Genomic DNA, 18560 nt, shown 5'->3' on the forward strand with positions numbered 1-18560 from the left:
GGCTTGCGAGGCTGCTGGCTACAAGCCCGGCGACGACATCATGTTCGCCATGGACCCGGCATCCACGGAGTTCTACAACGCCGAAACCGGCAAGTACGAATTGGCGGGCGAAGGCCGTGAGCTTACCAGCGCTGAAATGGTGGACTACTGGGAGGCTTTGGTCGACAAGTACCCGATCATCTCCATCGAAGATGGCATGGCAGAGGAGGATTGGGACGGTTGGAAGGCCCTGACCGACCGCATCGGCGACCGCGTGCAGCTGGTGGGCGACGACCTGTTCGTTACGAACTCCAAGCGTCTGGCCAAGGGCATCGAGCTGGGCTGCGCGAACGCCATCCTTATCAAGGTGAACCAGATTGGCAGCTTGTCCGAGACGCTTGACGCCATCGAGATGGCCAAGCAGGCCGGTTACGCGTGCGTTATGTCCCACCGCTCCGGCGAGACCGAGGATACCACCATCGCCGACTTGGCCGTGGCCCTGAACACCGGCCAGATCAAGACCGGCGCCCCGTGCCGCAGCGACCGCGTGGCCAAGTACAACCAGCTGCTGCGTATTGAGGAAGAGCTGGATTCCCAGGCGCAGTACGCCGGCCGCAACGCCTTCTACAACATCAAGCGCTAGTTCGCAAAGCCAAAGACAGGCACTTGTTTGAAATCTCAAGCGCCCTCGCATCGTGCGGGGGCGCTTGTCGTTGCTTGCTGCTACAATGGCTAACGTGTGAATTACCGCGTCAGTCAAGGAAAGATGGACGATGAAACAGTACAACCCTCACGAGATTGAGCCTCGTTGGCAGAAGGTTTGGGAGGACTCCAACCTGCACAAAGTGACGGAAGACCATTCCAAGCCGAAGAAGTACGTGCTTGAGATGTTCCCGTATCCATCGGGCGACATCCACATGGGCCACGTGCGCAACTACACCATCGGCGACGTGATTGCCCGCTACTCCAAGATGCGCGGCTTCGACGTGCTGCACCCTATGGGCTGGGACGCGTTTGGTCTGCCGGCTGAAAACGCCGCCATCAAGCATCATAGCCACCCCGCAAAGTGGACGTACGCGAACATCGAAACGCAGAAGGCTAGCTTCAAGCGCATGGGCCTGTCTTACGACTGGGATCGCACCGTTGTGGCGTGCGACCCGGAGTATTACCGCTGGGGTCAGTGGATTTTCCTGCAGTTCTGGAAGCGCGGGCTTGTCGAGCGCCGCAATTCCCCGGTGAACTGGTGCCCGAAGTGCCAGACCGTGCTGGCGAACGAGCAGGTCACCGAGGGCGAATGCTGGCGCTGCCACAGCGCGGTGGAAAAGCGCGACCTGACGCAGTGGTACTTCAAGATCACCGATTACGCGCAGGAACTGCTCGACGACTTGGATCAGCTGGACGGCTGGCCCGAGCGCGTCAAGCAGATGCAGGCGAACTGGATCGGCCGCTCCGAGGGCGCCGAAGTGCAGTTCACGCTGTGTGATAAAGACGGCAACGCGCCGGAGAATCCCACCGACGACGACCTCATTACCGTGTTCACCACCCGCGCCGACACGCTGTTCGGCTGCAGCTTCTTCCTGCTGGCCCCCGAAAGCCCCATCCTGAAGGGCCTGGTCGAGGGCTCGGAGTACGAGGCCGCCGTCATGGAGGTCGTGGAGAACGCGAAGAAGATCACCGCGGTCGAGCGCGCGCAGGGCAACAAGGAAAAGCACGGCGCGTTCACCGGTCGCTATGTGGTGAACCCCATCAATGGCGAAAAGGTGCCCGTGTGGGTGGCCGACTACATCGTGGCCGACTACGGCACCGGCGCGGTTATGGCCGTGCCGTGCGGCGATCAGCGCGACTTCGAGTTCGCCAAGAAGTACGACCTGCCCATCATCCCGATCATCCTCGGCGACGACGACCCGCTGTTCGAGCAACTCAAGGACGAGCAGAACCGCGTAGTCACGAGCGTCGACTGGGATGCGGCCATGGAAGCCGAGGGTCGTCTGGTGCAGTCTGGGAAGTACACGGGCCTGACAGGTGGCAAGCATTCCGAGGGCGAAGAGGCCATCGTCGCCGACCTGGAAGCTGCTGGCCGTGGTCGTCGCAAGGTGGAGTTCCGCCTGCGCGATTGGCTGATTTCTCGCCAGCGCTATTGGGGCAACCCCATCCCCATGATTTATTGCGACAAGTGCGGCCTGGTGCCGGTTCCCGAAGAGGACCTGCCGGTGCGCCTGCCCGAGGACATCGACTTGGCTGCCGGCGAAACGCTGGCCACGCACGAGGGTTTCGCGAAGTGCGCGTGCCCGAAGTGCGGCGGCGAGGCGCGTCGCGAGACGGACACCATGGACACGTTCACGTGCTCAAGCTGGTATTACCTACGCTATACCGATCCGCACAACACCGAGCTGCCGTTCGATAGCGCCAAGACGAACCGCTGGATGCCCGTTGACCAGTACATCGGCGGCATTGAGCACGCCATTTTGCACCTGCTGTACAGCCGCTTCTTCACGAAGGTGCTGCGCGACATGGGCATGGTGGACTTTGACGAGCCGTTCAAGAACCTGCTGTGCCAGGGCATGGTGCTTGACGAGCACGGCGACGTTATGAGCAAGTCGAAGGGCAACGTCATCTCGCCCGAGGACATGATCGCCGGTTACGGCTGCGATGCCGTGCGCGCGTACATCCTGTTTATGGCTCCGCCTGACAAGGAACTGCAGTGGAACGAGGACGGCCTGGCCGGCATGCACAAGTTCCTCAACCGCGTGTGGCGCATGGTGAACGACCTGGCGGGTGCGGCCGACGAGGACACGCTGTTCCAGGCGGGCGCAAGCGACGCCGAGGCGGCGGCCGCCCGCAAGGTGCTGATGCGCGAGCGTCATCGCGTGGCGGGCAAGGTCGTGGACGACTTCGACCGCAACAACTTCAACACCGCCATCGCCGCCATCATGGAGCTGGCCAACGCTGCGGGCGACTACCTGCGCAAGGTCGGCCCCGAGCAGCGCGCCGCTTCCGCTGACGAGCAGGCATTCGCCACCGAGATTGCCGAGGTGCTGGTGAAGCTGCTGGCGCCTATCTGCCCGCACATGACCGAAGAGCTGTGGCACGACGTGCTGGGTCACGAGGACTCCATCCACACTGAGGAGTGGCCCGAGTTCGACTCCGAGAAGGCCAAGGACGACGAGGTTGAGCTGGCCGTACAGGTCAACGGCAAGGTGAAGGTGCGCATCACCGTTGCGGCCGATGCTGCTGAGGACGACGTGAAGGCCGTGGCGCTTGAAGCCGTGAAGGCCGCCGTGGAGGGCAAGGACCTGAAGAAGGTCATCGTCGTTCCCGGACGCTTGGTGAACATCGTCGCGAAGTAGCCGTATCGCCATATGGAGCGCAAGCGCGGTGTCGCAGAAATGCGGCGCCGCGTTTTTTGTTGGCTCTGTTGAGCCAATTTCGGCACCGCGTCATGCACCCCTGACGATGCGTTGCAGAAAATGGGGAGCACGGTATCCGTTCGTTCTTGAAGCATTTCTCTTTGCTATTTCGACCCTGGGCTAACGAAGCTATTTGCTCGGGGAAGGGGCATTGCCTGGTCGAGGGCGCGCTATACGGGTGCCGGCGGTTGACCGGTGTGGGCAGAAGGCGATAGCGGCATGCGCGCCTTGGAATAGCGAAAGCGTTTGGGCGCTGGGGCGAAGCGGGGGTGCGTTATCGCGGCAAGCCGAAAGCGGGTTGCGCCAAACGGGGCTCTTTGCTTTTCCGGTTAAGTTTGAGTGACGTTGTTGCGCCGTTGTTTACAAACGCTTGCGAGGGGCTTTCGCCGTTTGTTATTGTCGATTGCCTATGAGTGCGAAGAAACATAAAGGATGCCTAAGGCGGGTGCTGGACATGGTTGTGGCGGCGGTTCTGGCCGTCGTCGCGGTGTTTGCCGTGACGAACGTGGTGACCATCGTGGGCGCGAAAGGTTCCATCGTGTCGGCGGAGGAAGCTTCTATCAGCAGCGCGGACGCAATCGTGGTGCTGGGCGCTTCCGTGTACGCAGATGGTACGCCGTCGGGGATCCTGCAGGATCGGCTGGACGACGGCATCGCGCTGTATTTCGCCGGCGTTGCGCCAAAGATTATCATGAGCGGCGACAACGGGACAGCATCGTACAACGAAGTGCGCGTGATGAAGCAGTACGCCATCGCGCGGGGCGTGCCGAGCGAGGACATCTTCTGCGACCATGCCGGGTTCTCCACTTATGAAAGCATGTATCGCGCGAAGTACGTGTTCGGCTGCGAACGCATTGTGGTTGCCACTCAGACGTATCACCTGTACCGCGCGCTGTGGTCGGCGAAGAGTCTAGGCATGCAGGCAACGGGTGTGCCGAGCGATTACCGGGAATATCAAAAGCAGCTGCAGTACGATATCCGCGAGATTCCCGCGCGCACGAAGGATTTCTTCAAGGCGCTGCTGCGCGTGCCTTCGACGTACGTAGGCGACGCCATCAGCCTCGACCAAGACGGCGACGTGACGAACTAGGGGGCGTTTCCTCGGTTCGCGCGGTGTTGTGGCCTGATTGCGGGGTAGCGGGGCGGACGATGCCCATGGGGCGCTTCGGGCAATGTTACTTGCAGGGGGGCGCTGCGGTTCTTTAGGAGAATTGCAGCGCCCCCCCCTGTTTTGTTTGGCGCTAGCGGCTTTGCGCCTGTGCGGTTTACGAGAGTGGCTTGCGGCGGTGCAATGCGTGCCGGCGCTTCTGGCTCCCTCGGCGAATCGGGTGCGCGATTTGGCTTACGGTCGGTTCTGCTAGGCGTTCAAACGGTTTTCGAAGAGGCTGATGAGCTCTTCACGCGAGTGGATGCCGAGTTTCGCGTAGACGTTCTTCGAATGAGTGCGTACGGTGTTTTCCGAGATGAACAGCTCGTTGGCGATGAACGTTTTGCTGCGCCCGTGGGCGATGAGCAGGGCTACGTCGATTTCGCGGGCGGTGAGCCCGTGCTCGGTGCGCAACCAGTCGCGAACTTGCTGGTCGGGGTTGGCTTGCGGCTGCTCGGGCTGCGCGGCGGCAGGGTGATTCGGCAGCTGCGCTTGTTCGCCGCCTGCAATACTCGATGCTTCGTTGGGTGCGTCGCCGGGCGCTTCGCTTTCCGTCCCCTGAGCCGCCCGCGCTTCTGAAGCGTTGCGCTTGCTCTCGTTCGCGCTGGTGTTGCCACTCGCCGTTTCCGAACTTTGTGCTGCTTGCGCGTTTGCCGGGGCTTGTTCGATGCTGCTTTCGCTATGTGCTGCTTGTTTATGTGGCCGATTTGCGACTACGGTGTTATCCGGGGCTTCGGGCTTGGCGTCATCATCGTAGGTGAAGAGTTTGCGCGTGCGCGGGAGGTTGTCTGAGAGCAGGCAGACCATGCTCAGCGACAGAGCGAACACGATGAAGCCGAGCGTCACGCTCTCCGATATCGTCATGGGCGACAGGGCGAACACGATCGTGCGGCCGAAGTCACGCGAAAGGACGCGTGCGGCCCAGGCGCCGCCGAAGATGACGTATGGGTGCATCGACGAATGGCGCGCGACGTCTTGTGCGGTGACGAACAGCACGCACAGCATGAGGCTGTCGGCGATGTTGATGATGGCGACGGCGACTTCGGTCGCGGTGCCCGGCAGGGCCATGAGAACGAACGCGCCCACCGCGGCGATCATGATTTCAATGCGCCAAAGCAGCGAGAAGCTGATGCGGCGGCCTTTCACGCCGATCCACCACAGAAAGCCTGCGCTGATGGCCACGACGCCGAGTTGGTGCACGAGGCGAACGGGCAGCTCGAAGGGGACGGGGCTGCCCGCGGGAAACCCGCGCGACAAGCCGAGTGCCAGGCCGAACACGGCGATGCCGCCGATGACGAGGGCGAGCGACAGCTTGGGCTCGTCATCGTAGGGGTGCTCGGCGGCCTTCCCAAATTGCATGGTGGCGAAAACGTTGCCGGTTGCGTGGCCGGTGCTGCGTTGCCGGCCTGCGAGTGCAGGCGAAGCGGCTGCGCCCGCGGTGGCGTTGCCTGATTTGCCTTGCTGGCCTGTGACGATTGACGTCTGGCCATTGCAATTTGCGTTCGCGTCTTGATTACGGTCGCTTGTGCCGCCCAGCGGAATGTCGCCGGTGTGGGTTCGCGCCCGTTCGTAGCACAGGATGGCGATAGCGGGCATGAGCAGGCTGATAGTGTAGCGCGAAGCTTCGGGCAGAACGCTGACCGCAAGTCCGCCGATAGACCCGAGCGCGAGCGATGCGAACGCATACATGAGTGCGGGCTTCAAGGGCAGTCGCGTGTACGCACATGCCCACATGCCGCCGCCGAACGCGCCTGCAACGCCGACGAGCAGCGCACCTGCAGTGGCGATGCGGCTGTCGCAAAGCGAGCAGCTGGCGAGCATGAGTAGCGGCGCCGCCAGCATGAGCACCACGGCGATGATGGCGAGCATCCGCTCGGTACGCGGTGTGGGCGGTTTGCGCCACGCCATGGCGGCGGCAATGAGAAATGTCAGGCCGTAGGTGAGGTTGCTGAGGATGGTGATGACGCCGTTGTCGGACTGCGCATAGCCGCCGAACTGGTTGACCTGCAGCCACACGCGAAGCGCGGCAAGGCCCAGGAAGCAGGGCATGAATGGCGAACCGAACCAGCGGACAAGCAAGCCGTCGTTGGTCGCTTCGGGCCGTTGCGAACCACGGCGTTCGCCAACAGTAGCGTCTACTGCGCTCTGTTCGTTCGCGTCCGGGGAAACCTGATTGCTTGCGGCATTAGCGGAGTTGCCTTGACTGGAAATTGTGCCTGTGCTGCTGCCCGCGTTCGATGCGCGCACGCTGCGCGTTTGCGCGGTTGCGTCCAGATTGTCGGCGCCGATGTGTGCGGCCATGCGATTGCTTCCCTTCTTCGTATTCTCGCAAATTATAGCAGTCCGTCCGAGTTGCTGATATGGGGCGGCACTAGTCCCCTCACACGAAGCGTGTGATATCGAATCCCCAGGTCAAACGCTCGCGCCGAAAATCACCCGCTCAGTTTCACACGATAGGTGGCTTCTGAGGGCGCGCGTGCGCGCCTACTATGAACCGCGTTGGACACCCAAGAAAGCGAATCGCGGGGAAGGCGAGAAGCGGCGGGCCCGATGTGAAACGGGCTTTGCGCGATTCGCGAAGGAAAAGGAGGGACGAACATGCAAACGGGGAATGCGCGGGCTTTGACCCGCCGTCAGTTCGCTGCGCTTGTGGGCGGTGGCATGCTGGCGCTTGCGGGCGGCACCATGATCGGATGCACGCCGAAAAGCGAGGCGTCTGAAAAGGTGTCGCGGACGGTGTCGTGCGACGTGCTGGTGGTCGGCGGCGGTGGAGCGGGTGTTTCCGCAGCCGCGATGGCGGCCGGTGCCGGCGCGAACACCATCCTTATTGAAAAGGAAGCCTGGCTTGCCGGCTCGAGCTCGCTGGCGCTCGGCAACTTCTACGGCGCGGGCACGCAGCTGCAGAAGGAAAAGGGCATTGACGACAACGCCGAGGACTTCTTGGCCTATCTGCTGCGCCGCGGCGGCGACAAGCTTGATCGCGACATCCAGGTGATGTGCTCGCAGGAGTTCGGCAAGACGGTCGATTGGCTGCGCGAGGAACTGGGCGTGCCGTTCAAGGACACGCTGGCGCTCAAAGGTACCGACACCGTGCCGCGTGCGCACAACTGCAAGAACAGCGCCATGGACGCGCTGCGTGCCGTGACGGCGCTGGCGCGCGAAAACGGCGTGCAGTTCCACTTCGGCATGCCGGCCGAGTCTCTTGTGGTCGACAATGGTGTCGTGACTGGCGTGCTGGCGCGTAGCGGTGCGGGCGAACTTGTGCAGTACAGCGCGAAGAAGACCATCATGGCCACGGGCGGCTTCTGCCGCAACCCCGAGATGATCGACAAGTACATGCCCGACTATTCCGGCGTGTACACCGAAGTCGGCGTGGGGCTGACGGGCGAGGGCCTGCAGATGGGTCTGAACATCGGCGCAGACTACATCGGCCACGGTGGCACGAATGGCATCCTCGCTTGCCCGGTCGAGCCCGGCCAGTCGAAGCTCATCAGCGCGAAGGCCATGTGGGTGAACTCCGCCGGCGAGCGTTTCGCTAACGAAGGCGGCCAGACGCACGACATTTACTACCAGGTGGCGCATTTCTCCGACCAGAAGTTCTTTGCCGTGTACGATCAGGCCATGTACGACGCGCTTAACGACACGTTGAAGGCGAACTTCGATCGCGGGCTCGAAAGCGGCGTGTTCGCGAAGGGCGACACGGCGGCCGAGGCTGCAAACGCGTTGGGCGTGAACGGCTCGGCGCTGCAGGCGTCGCTTGACACTTACAACGAGATGGCGCACGCCGGCGAGGATACCCAGTTCAAGAAGAAGGCGGCCAACCTCAAGCCCATCGAGACTGCTCCGTTCTACGTGCTGACCATGGGCGTGTGCACGCATGGCAGCTTCGGCGGCTACCACGTGAACACCGACCTGCAGGTTCTCGACACGTCCGGCAACCCCATTCCGAACTTCTACTCGGCGGGCGAGGTGTGCTGCGGCTCGTTTATCTACGACGACTATCCGTCGGGCGGCTGCGGCCTGAACTGGTCGTACACATCGGGCAGGCTGGCCGGCGAAAAGGCTGCTGCTGCGGCGGCGCAGGCGTAGGGACACGGGTAAGCGATAGGAGGCAAGGAAGATGACTGAAATCGAGAATCGCGAAGAGGCCGCGCAGACCACGCCGTCGCCGCGCAAGCACAAGCGGGGCGTCACCGTTGCGGTGGTGGTCGTAGCGGTGCTGATCGTTGCCGGCTGCGGCATGTTCGCATGGCATGAGACGCCGAGCTTTTGCGGAACCGTGTGCCACACGCCCATGTCGACGTACCTGGATACGTACGAGGCAACGCCGAACACGCAGGGCGTCGACGCGTACGGCAACGAGGTGTCGAACACCAATTCCATGCTGGCGGTCGTGCATGCAAGCGCAGGCCAGGGCTGCATGAGCTGCCACGAGCCGTCGATCGACCAGCAGATGAGCGAAGGTGCGGCCTGGGTGAGCGGCAACTACGAGTACCCGCTGCCCGAGCGCAGCGTGAGCGACCTCATGGTCGATTCTGGCAAGGAAGGCGCTTCCGAGGCGTTCTGCCTGAAGAGCGGCTGCCATGACGCCATCGGCATCACGTCCCGCGACGACCTGGAGAAAGCGACGGAGAACATGCCGTTCAACCCGCATTCCCAGCGCCATGGCGACATCGACTGCGGCACGTGCCACAAGGCGCACCGCGCGTCGACGCTGTACTGCACGCAGTGCCACGCCGAGGCGGTAGACGAACTGCCGGCGGGCTGGGTGACGTACCAGGATTCCCAAGCGCAGATTGCCGAGCGGTAAGTCGGCAAAGGCTATCGTGAAAGCGAAAGCGCCGCGATCCAACTGGGTCGCGGCGCTTTTGTGTTCGGGCTAGTCTTTGAGGTCTTTCGGGTTGAAGGTTTCCACGAGGTCAAGCAGCTCTTGCTTTTTGTGTATGTCGAGCTTGGCGTAGATGCGCTTGCTGTGCGTGCGGATGGTGTTCTCGGACACCACGAGCTGCTCGGCGATGCGTGCGACGGTGTTGCCGCGCGCGATGAGCTCCATGACCTCGGTTTCGCGCGCCGACAGGCGGTAATGCTGGCGCACAAGCGCTGCCTGCTTCGAAAGGCGGTCCTGGTACGTGGGGCCGTCGGCGCTCCTGGCGGGTGTGGGCTGCGGGGCCGCGGCGTGATCGTTGGCGGTTGCAATGCCTTGCTCGGCGGTGCTGCGGCCGCCGCTTGCGGATTGCTCGCCAACGGCTTTGCACGCATCGCTTTCGCCACGGGCTTCGACACTTGCTGTACCGCCCTCGCCGCCGGGGCCCGCATTTCCTTCGACTGCTAGCGGGATGATGATGGGCTTGACGCTGCTGCCCGAACCTTGGCCCGCGTAGGGACAGGCGGCGGCGCAGCTGTCAAGCATTACGGTGGCGCGCGCGGTCTCGCCGCCGGGGGCCGCTTCGCCTTCGTCAAGGTCGGTCAGACGCTCCTCAACATCGGCTGCGCTTAAAGCACCTGCCGCCGCGCCGGCCATAAGCTCGATGTCCTCGGCGTCGGCGCCTGCCAGCGCGCGCTTGAAGCCGCCCTGCCCGATGAAGAACATAAGCCCCAGCAAATACACGGCCACCAGCGCCACGATGGCCGTGGGCTCCATGCCGATGACGCGGATTTGCTCGGCGAACGTGCCGGCAAGAAATCCCACGTCGTGCAGCGCGTACACCACGCCGGCCACGAAGCCGTAGATGAATACGGGGTTGATGCCGCGGTCGCGCGAGACCTGCGCGCATTGGATCATCATAAGCACGATGCCCACGCTGTACACGGCGTACAGGATGGCGGCCTGCCAGCGCGCGTAGCCGATGGTCAAAAACGGCAGCAGCAGAAACGACGTGATGATGATGGGAAACGCCACGCGATAGGCGCTGCTGACGTTCATACGCACGTTCTTGAATTGCCACAGCACCAGCACGCCGGCGCCGGCAACAAGGCAGCCGAGCATGGACATCATGTTCACCAGGCTGCCTACTTGCGGCTCGCCGATGGCAAGCGCGCGAATGACGCCCGCGCAAAACGCCATGGCGCCGATGCACAGGGCGGGGCGCCAGTAGTCGCGCAGTACGCGTCGATATACCTGCGGATGGTCTCGCGGGATGTCGTCGAACATGGGCTGGCGCAGGTCGATTTCGCGGCTTTTCAGCGTGATGGCAAGTGCGAACAGCGGCATGAACACCAGCGGGATCAAAAACGCGGTAACGGCTTGCGGGATGGCATACAGCGCGAAATAGAGAAGCGCGCCGTACGCGGTTCCCAGGATAAGGTCGTGGTTGCCGCGGTCGGCGTCAAGACTGGCGAACAGGCGCTGCCACAGCATATAGAAGCCCGCTGAGCCAAGGCCCAGCAGCGCGCCGCCGGCTACAACAAGCGGCAGCGCGGCGTCGTGAACATAGATGGCGCCGATGAGGCAGCACCAACCCAACAGGTACGGCGCGCTGGCAAGCATGACGATGAACTTGCGCGTGGGGCCGGGGAAGTAGTACACGCCCAAGGCGCTGGCGAAGTAGCACAGCGAGAACACAAGCGATTGCGCTAAGAAGAACCAGAACGTGATCTCCGGCGTTTGGAAATTCATGGGCAGAAACGGGAACACGCCGCCCCAAACGCCGGCGGCGTTGATGGCTAAGAACAGCGCATAGCCAAGCGCCGCAACGTTTGGCTTGAACGTGCGTGCTATATCGGAGAAGCGGGTTCGTGCCACGGTCGTCCTCGTCTATGATGGCGCATCGATGCGGTGCGGCCGTCGCCCTCCTTGGCGTTTTCGGCGGCCGCGCCTTGTCGTGCGCAAGCGTTGAGCTGCATGTGCGCGCAGCAATAATCTCCCTTGAACAGTATAGCGTCCCGCAAGGCGCATCGTGTCACATGTTGACGCGTGTGATAGCTTCTGACCTGGGTAAACGCAAAATTCGCACGTTTTATGTGACACGACCGCGTAGGCGGCGCGGTAAGGTTTGCCCATCAAATCCGCGCTCAAGGGAATGACGAATCCCGCTGAGGATGGGCGCGGCGCGCAGCTTGAAAACGCTGCGCGAGGGAGGAAGCGTCTGCCGCAGCAAGAGGCTGTTTCGGCAAGGCGCGAAACGAAACGAAGGGGGAGGCAATGCAAGACATGCCATGCATGAACCGTCGCACGTTCGTCAAGTCGACTGGTGCGCTGGGTGCTCTGGCAGCTGTCGGCGGCGCTGCTGCAACGGGCGCAAACCTGTTCAACGCCACTGAACCTGCGCACGCAGAATCCGAGGAGAAGATCGTCTACACGCATTGCGCCGTGAACTGCGGTTGCTGCTGCGTGTGGAAGTGCCACGTCCAGGACGGGGAAATCAAGTTCATCGAATCCGACAACACGGGCTCCGGCGATTTCGCCGATCCGCAGATGCGCGCTTGCCTGCGCGGCCGCTCTGCTCGCCGCTGGCTGCAAAGCTCCGAGCGCCTGAACTATCCCATGAAACGCGCGGAGGGTGCAAAGCGCGGTGAAGGCAAGTTCGAGCGCATCTCGTGGGACGAGGCTCTCGACACCATCGCAAGCGAGATGAAGCGTATTCGCGAAAAGTACGGCGACGAGTCCATGTACCTGCAGTACGCCTCTGGCGTGACCATGGGCGTTTGGGGTTCCAGCCCGGTCGGCCGTTTGCTGAACCTTACGGGCGGCTACCTTACCTACTATGGTACGTACAGCAACGGTCAGCTGATGCGTTCTTCTTTCTATACGTATGGCGAAGCGGGCGGCTACGGTAGCAACTATCAAACGCTGCAGGACAACGAGCTTGTGGTCATGTTCGGCTCGAGCCCCGTTGAAACCCGCATGGGCGGCACCGGTCAGGGCAACAACCTGGTGTACGCTCGCGAAAAACACAACCTGCGCATCATCAACATCGACCCGCGCCTGAACGATACGGCAGCTGGCGACAACACCGAGTGGATTCCGATTCGCACGGGCACCGACGCCGCGCTGTGCGCAGCTCTGTCGTATGAGATCATCAACAACGGTTGGGCTGACGAAGAGTTCCTGCACAAGTATTGCGTCGGCTATGACGAGGAGACGCTGCCTGAGTCCGCAAAGGGCAAGAACGCCTCGTACAAAGACTACATCCTGGGCACTGGCTACGACATGACGCCGAAGACCCCTGCATGGGCTTCGAAGATCACGCTGGTTCCCGAACAGCGCATCAAGGACCTTGCTCGCGAAATGCACGAGGCGAACCCCGTGTTCATCACCCAGGGTTACGGCTCTCAGCGCCACTCCAACGGCGAGGCAACGGGCCGTGCCATCATGGTTCTGCCGCAGCTGCTTGGCCAGATCGGTAAGCCGGGCATGAACGACGGCCGCCGCGAAAACAAGATCGGTTTCGCCATGAGCGGCTTCCCCGCGGGCAAAAACGCGGTGAGCACGCAGATTCCGTTCTTCCTGTGGTACAAGGCCATCGAGGCGCCTGAAACCATGACGAACCTGAACTCCGGCATCATGAAGGCCGAGAAGTTGAAGAGCGGCATCAAGTTCCTGTTCAACTATGCCGGCAACGCTTTGACCAACCAGCATTCCGACATCAACCACTCGCACGACGTGCTGGTTGACGAATCGAAGTGCGAGTTCATCGTGTGCTGCGACGTCTTCATGACCGACTCTTGCAAGTACGCTGACATCCTTCTGCCTGACCTGACCAGCCAAGAGCAGCTGAGCCTGGTCGGCGCGCCGTACAACGACAACCTGAAGGCCATCATCTACGGCCAGCCGGTGTACGAAGAGAAGTTCGAGCGCCGTGGCATCTACGAGGTGTGCTCGGAACTTGCGAAGCGCCTGGGCGTATACGACGAGTACACCGACGGCGGCAAGACGCGCGAAGACTGGACGAAGAAGCTCTACGAGGACTTCCGTGCGAAGAACCCGCAAATCCCCACGTGGGAAGAGGGCGTCAAGATGGGCTTCTACAAGGAAGAGCGCGTCGGCGAACTTATCGCGCACCAGAAGTTCATTGCTGATCCCGAGGCCAATCCGCTGAAGACTCCTTCCGGCAAGATCGAGATTTACTCCGAGGACCTGGCGAAGATCAGGGACACGTGGGATCTTGAAGAGGGAACCGTTGAGCCGATTCCGTTCTTCGACCCAGGCTTTGAGAGCTACCAGGACCTGAGCGACGAGTACCCGCTGTTGATTCAGGGCTTCCACTACAAGGCGCATACGCACTCTTCGTACGCGAATAACCAGATCGTGCAAGATGCTGCTCCGCACTTCGCGTGGATGAACCCTGCCGATGCCGAATCTCGCGGTATCAAGGACGGTGACACCGTGAAGGTGTTCAACGATCGTGGCGAGATTCGCATCCTTGCGAAGGTTACGCCGCGCGCCATGCCTGGCCATGTGTTCATTCCGCAGGGCTCTTGGCACAACGCCGACATGTCTGGCGATCGCGTTGACTACGGTGGATGCATCAACACGCTGACCATTGCGAAGCCGACGCCGCTCGGCAAGTGCAATCCGCAGCACAGCAACGTCGGTCAGGTTGAGAAGGCATAAGGGGGGTAGCAAGGATGACTCAGAAAGCGTTCTTTTTCCATGGTCAGCGCTGCACCGGCTGCAAAACCTGCCAGCTGGCTTGCGCCGACTACCATGATTTGAGCAAAGAGTTCTGGTATCGCCGCGTGTATGAAGTGTGCGACGGCTCTTGGAAGCAGGATTCCGATGGCTGCTGGACGGCGGACACGTTCGCGTACTACACGTCGGTGGCTTGCAACCATTGCGACAATCCGGCGTGCACGAAAGTGTGCCCGACAACCGCCATGCACAAAGATCCCGAAACGGGCCTGGTCACGGTTGATGCCGACAAGTGCATCGGCTGCGGTTACTGCCACATGGCGTGCCCGTACAACGCTCCGCGCGTCGATCGCGAAAAGGGCCATAGCGTGAAGTGCGACGGCTGCGCTGAGCGCGTTGCCGAGGGCAAAATGCCCATCTGCGTCGAGGCGTGCCCGATGCACGCCCTGGAGTTCGGCGATGTCGACGAGATGAAGAAGAAGGGCGAGCAGGCAGATTTCGCGCCGCTGCCCGAGAAAAAGTACACGTCTCCTAACCTGTACGCGACCGCATCGAAGCACGCCGTGCCGAGCGGAAGCGAAAAAGGTAAGGTTATGAATCCCCTGGAGGTGATGTAGCATGATGGCCGAGTTGCCTTTGGCTCTGTTCACCACGCTGGCGCCTGTTGCCGCAGGCGCGTTCATCGCGCTGGCCGTGGCTTTCTTCACCACGAAGTTCTCTGACGAGCAGCTGAAGAAAATCGACCGCATGACCACCATCCCGGTTGTTGTGCTGATTGTGGGCTTCATCTGCGCGTTCTTCCACCTGGCCAACCCCATGCATGCATTCGGCGTGTTCGCCGGCGTGGGTTCAAGCCCGCTGTCCAACGAGCTGGTTGCCGGCTGCGTGTTCGCCGTGCTGGCCATCGTGTACTGGATCGTGGCGCTTGCCGGCAAGCTGGGCGAAGGTGCTCGCAAGGGCTTCTCCGCCGTGGTTGCCGTGATGGCTGTGGTGTTCGCGTGCTTCACGGGCGCTGCCTACATGATGGGCACCATCGCCTCGTGGAACACCCCCATGGTTCCCGTTGCCATCGTGGGCTTCTGCCTGCTGGGCGGCGTGTCTTTGGGCGTGCTGGTGCTGGCGCTGGCCGGCGCTCTTGAGGATGCCGTGGCCGGCGGCTTCAAGATGGCGGCCCTGGTTGTGGCCGCACTTGGCCTGGTGCTGGGCGTTGCCGGCACGGTTGCCCAGGTCATGGGCGTCTCCGGCATGAGCAACGCGCTGGTCGACGGCGCCGACCTGGTTGCCGGCGCAACCGCCCCCATGTGGGTGGGCGTCATCTGCCTGGTGGTTGCCGCCGCCGCTGCGTTCGCCGCGCTGCGCAACACGAAGTCTGCGGCGCTGGCTGCTGTGGCCCCCGTGGTTGCCTTGGTGGGCGTGTTCGCTTGCCGCATGGCGTTCTACGCAGTGCAGCTGAGCGTTGGCCTGTACATCGGCTAGTGGTTTAGCGATTCAAAGGGCGCGTCCGGCATGCGGGCGCGCCCTTTGCTATATCATGGTTGTTTCCGAACAACGAGAGGGGATTGCATGGCCAATCTTGATGAGGCAACGCTTGAGGGCGTTGCGTTTCTGGGCAATACGCTGGGCCCGTTTTTCTTGCAGGACCCGCGTACGGGCTTGGCGGGCGCCGAGTTCGCCGCCGCTGCCGCGCTTGACGCGCAGGCCGCCGGCGCGGAGTGGCCGTTTGTAGACGAGGCCGAGGCCACGCGCGATTTGGCGATGATGGTGGAAGGCCTTGCCGCAAGCCGCGCAATGAGCGAGGGCGGCGAGTTTTGCGGTGACGACGATTTGATGTGGGAATATCGCCGCTTGTTCATCGGCCCCGGCGCGAAGCCCGCACCGCCGTGGGGTTCGGTGTATACCGATCGCGAGTGCGTGGTGTTCGGCGATACCACGCTTGAGCTGCGCGCATGGATGCGCGAGCACGGCGTGGCGCGCATTGTTGACGAGCGCACGCCCGAGGACCACATCGGCCTGCTGCTGGCTTTGATGGCGTGGCTGGCGCAGTATCAGCCCGAGAATCTGGAAGAATTCCTTCGCCTGCACCTGCTCACGTGGGCGGGGCACTTCCTGGACGAGCTGGCCGAAGCCGCCGAGCACCCGTTCTACGAGGGGCTTGCGCGCCTGACGAAGGCAAGTTTGGACGGCTTGCAAGACGCACTGGGGCTTGAGGTGGAAACGCCCCGCTTCTATCGATAACCATTGCCGTGCAGGTTGGTCGGGCGTGTGTTCGGCCAACCTGTTTGCGTATGCGGGCGCGCCGCTGGGTGCTGTCCGCCGTGGGGGAAGCTGATGATTTCAGGGTTCGATACCGCATTCGGCGAAGTGACGCTGGTGTTGTTCACCACGCTGGCGCCATCGGGCGCAGTTGCGCTTGCCATTGTGGCGGCGGTGCTGCTGTTCGCGAAGCTGGGCGATGACGTTCGCGCGCGCATCAACAAGTTCATGTGCATTCCGCTGGTGGTGACCATGGTGGGGCTTATCGCGTCGGCTACGCACCTGGGCAATCCCGCCAACGCGCTGTACGTGTTCATGCACGTGGGGTCAAGCCCGCTGTCGAACGAGGTGAGCAGCGCCGTGGCGTTCCTGGCGTGCTGCGGCCTGTACTGGCTGTATTCGTTTTCGGCGAAGCCCGTGGCTTGGTTGCAGCGGGCGGTGCTTGTTTTGATCGTGGTTACGGGCGCGGTGTTCGTTGCCATGGTGTCCGTTGCGTATTCCGTTGACACCATTCCCACGTGGAATCTGCCGACCGTGCCCGTTTCGCTGTGGCTGAATGCGCTGGTGGGAGGGCCTTTGCTGGCGGCGCTCACCCTGTATATTGCGCGCTGGGGCGCGCTTGCGGGGCGCTTCGGCCTGGCGTTGATGAGCGTGCCCGTGGTGGCGCTTTTCGCCAACGTGACGGTGTACGCGGCGCAGGGGAACATGATGGCTGAGCTGGGCAACCCGGTGACAGCCGCGGTTGAGCTGGTTCCGCATTACTGGCAGATGCTTGCCGCAGCAACGGTGCTTGCGCTTGCCGGGTGCGTGCTGGCGGCCGCCACGATGCACGTGGTGTCGCGGCGCGCGGGGCAAGTCCAAGCTGCCGGGGCGCTGCTTGCGTTTTCGAAGCGGGTGGCAACCAGGCTGTGTGTTGCGTGCTTGTTGTCGTTCGCCGGCGTCTTCATCATGCGTTTCGCGTTCTACATGATGCGCCTAACGGTGGGCGTTGCCGTGTAGGTGGGTTTCTTTCCCAATGAAAGCGGGCCCCGTGCTTGCAGCGCGCTGCTGCTTGCGCGGGCCCCGTTTCGTTTACTGCGCTTCGGCGCGGTCGGCCAGGTAGCGTTCCATGCTGAAGTGCGTGATGTCGCTGCGGTTGATTACGCCGACGATGATGCCGTTGTCAAGCACGGGCACCTTCTTCAGGTGGTTCTCGCCAAGCACGCGGCATACTTCGGGCAGGTCGGCGTGCACGTTCACGCCGATGATGCCCTTCGCCCCGATGTCGGAGGCCTTCATGCTCATAAGGTGCTCGAGCTTGTGCGCATAGTCCTTGTGGTCGGCGTAGGCGTCCACGGTCTGCACGATCATGACCACGGGGTCCATGATCATCTGGCCGCGCTTGGACAGGTAGCGCATGATGTCGCCGTCGGAGATGAACCCGGTGGGCTTGCCGGCTGCGTCCACCAGCGGTGCGGCGCTGATGTGGTTGTTCACCAGCAGCTGCATGGCTTCAAGTACGGTGGCATCCTCGGGCAGCGTGTACACGTCGCGCTTCATGATCTGCTCGATAAGGCTGCGATGCTTGTTGTCCTCGTCGGCGGCTGCTTCGTCGCCGGGCTTGTTGCGCACCAGCGCCACGGTCAGCACGAAGCCGATGACGCACAGCGCCGTGGCAACCACGAATGCCATGTGGATGCCGAACACGCCGGCGGTTGTGGCGTCGGTGGAGCCGGCCACGGCGTTTTGCACGGCCGTGGACGTCGACACGATGATGGCGGTGCCCAGCGAGCCTGCCACCTGGCGAAATGTGTTCTGCACCGATGTGCCGTGGTTCATCAGCTTATCAGGCAGCGCGTTCATGCCCCAGGTGGAGATGGGCATGTTCACCAGCGACAGGCTGAACAGGCGCACGGTGTAGATGACGGTGAGCGTGACAAGCCCCGTGCCCGGGCCCATGAAGATGAACGCCGAGGTGGTCAGCGCCAAGATGCAGGTGCCGGTGACGGCCAGCACACGCGGGCCGTGCTTGTCGAACAGTCGTCCCGCCACCGGGCCCATGGCGCCCATGACGATAGCGCCGGGCAGCAGCACCAGGCCCGACGTGGTGGCCGAAAAGCCCATGTAGGACTGCAGCAAGATGGGGATGAGGATGCCGCCGGCAAGCAGCGCGCCTTGCACGAGCATCACGATGATGGTGGCGATGAGGAACTTGCGGTTCGTC

At 62.4% G+C, this 18560-nt stretch carries 13 protein-coding genes; 10 read left to right on the top strand and 3 right to left on the bottom strand.

Going from position 1 to position 18560, the window contains the following annotated elements:
- The 3 genes from eno to ACWI6D_RS07315 form a co-directional block, all read left to right on the top strand.
- Nucleotides 1-622: phosphopyruvate hydratase (gene eno, locus ACWI6D_RS07305; protein ID WP_449134206.1), on the top strand; the 622-nt coding region annotated here is incomplete at its 5' end.
- A gap of 130 nt (nucleotides 623-752) precedes the next feature.
- Nucleotides 753-3326 carry a leucine--tRNA ligase gene (gene leuS / locus ACWI6D_RS07310; protein ID WP_449134207.1) on the top strand — a complete coding sequence of 858 codons (2574 nt, stop codon included), beginning with the start codon at nucleotides 753-755 and terminating at the stop codon, nucleotides 3324-3326.
- Nucleotides 3327-3840: 514 nt separating this feature from the next.
- Nucleotides 3841-4476 carry a SanA/YdcF family protein gene (locus ACWI6D_RS07315; RefSeq protein ID WP_449134216.1) on the top strand — a complete coding sequence of 212 codons (636 nt, stop codon included), beginning with the start codon at nucleotides 3841-3843 and terminating at the stop codon, nucleotides 4474-4476.
- Nucleotides 4477-4743: 267 nt separating this feature from the next.
- Here ACWI6D_RS07315 and ACWI6D_RS07320 read toward each other — a convergent pair whose 3' ends face one another.
- A complete protein-coding gene (locus ACWI6D_RS07320) occupies nucleotides 4744-6834 on the bottom strand; it encodes a response regulator transcription factor (RefSeq protein ID WP_449134208.1) in 2091 nt (696 codons plus the stop codon).
- Nucleotides 6835-7131: 297 nt separating this feature from the next.
- On the opposite strand from ACWI6D_RS07320, the gene ACWI6D_RS07325 reads away from it, so the two are divergent.
- Complete coding sequence (locus ACWI6D_RS07325) at nucleotides 7132-8622, top strand: FAD-dependent oxidoreductase (protein WP_449134209.1); 1491 nt, start codon at nucleotides 7132-7134, stop codon at nucleotides 8620-8622.
- A 31-nt stretch (nucleotides 8623-8653) separates the two neighbouring features.
- Complete coding sequence (locus ACWI6D_RS07330; protein WP_449134210.1) at nucleotides 8654-9343, top strand: cytochrome c3 family protein; 690 nt, start codon at nucleotides 8654-8656, stop codon at nucleotides 9341-9343.
- A 69-nt stretch (nucleotides 9344-9412) separates the two neighbouring features.
- Here ACWI6D_RS07330 and ACWI6D_RS07335 read toward each other — a convergent pair whose 3' ends face one another.
- On the bottom strand, nucleotides 9413-11275 hold the full coding sequence (locus ACWI6D_RS07335) for a helix-turn-helix domain-containing protein (protein WP_449134211.1): 1863 nt from the start codon (nucleotides 11273-11275) through the stop codon (nucleotides 9413-9415).
- A gap of 399 nt (nucleotides 11276-11674) precedes the next feature.
- Between ACWI6D_RS07335 and ACWI6D_RS07340 the strand changes: the two genes are divergently transcribed.
- The 5 genes from ACWI6D_RS07340 (at nucleotide 11675) to ACWI6D_RS07360 (ending at nucleotide 17356) form a co-directional block, all read left to right on the top strand.
- Complete coding sequence (locus ACWI6D_RS07340; RefSeq protein ID WP_337368077.1) at nucleotides 11675-14086, top strand: DMSO/selenate family reductase complex A subunit; 2412 nt, start codon at nucleotides 11675-11677, stop codon at nucleotides 14084-14086.
- A gap of 14 nt (nucleotides 14087-14100) precedes the next feature.
- The gene (locus ACWI6D_RS07345) at nucleotides 14101-14721 is read left to right on the top strand and encodes a DMSO/selenate family reductase complex B subunit (RefSeq protein ID WP_129423834.1); all 621 of its coding nucleotides are present in this window, start codon (nucleotides 14101-14103) and stop codon (nucleotides 14719-14721) included.
- A 1-nt stretch (nucleotide 14722) separates the two neighbouring features.
- Nucleotides 14723-15580: a dimethyl sulfoxide reductase anchor subunit family protein gene (locus ACWI6D_RS07350; protein WP_449134212.1), complete on the top strand. Its 858-nt coding sequence runs from the start codon at nucleotides 14723-14725 to the stop codon at nucleotides 15578-15580.
- An 87-nt stretch (nucleotides 15581-15667) separates the two neighbouring features.
- Entirely contained in the window at nucleotides 15668-16339 is a 672-nt protein-coding gene (dmsD, locus tag ACWI6D_RS07355; protein WP_449134213.1) for a Tat proofreading chaperone DmsD, read from the top strand.
- 93 nt (nucleotides 16340-16432) lie between these two features.
- The gene (locus ACWI6D_RS07360; protein ID WP_449134214.1) at nucleotides 16433-17356 is read left to right on the top strand and encodes a dimethyl sulfoxide reductase anchor subunit family protein; all 924 of its coding nucleotides are present in this window, start codon (nucleotides 16433-16435) and stop codon (nucleotides 17354-17356) included.
- 72 nt (nucleotides 17357-17428) lie between these two features.
- Here ACWI6D_RS07360 and ACWI6D_RS07365 read toward each other — a convergent pair.
- Nucleotides 17429-18560 (bottom strand): MFS transporter (locus tag ACWI6D_RS07365; protein WP_449134215.1); only part of this gene is annotated, 1132 nt, incomplete at its 5' end.

The organism is Senegalimassilia sp., assembly GCF_977052095.1.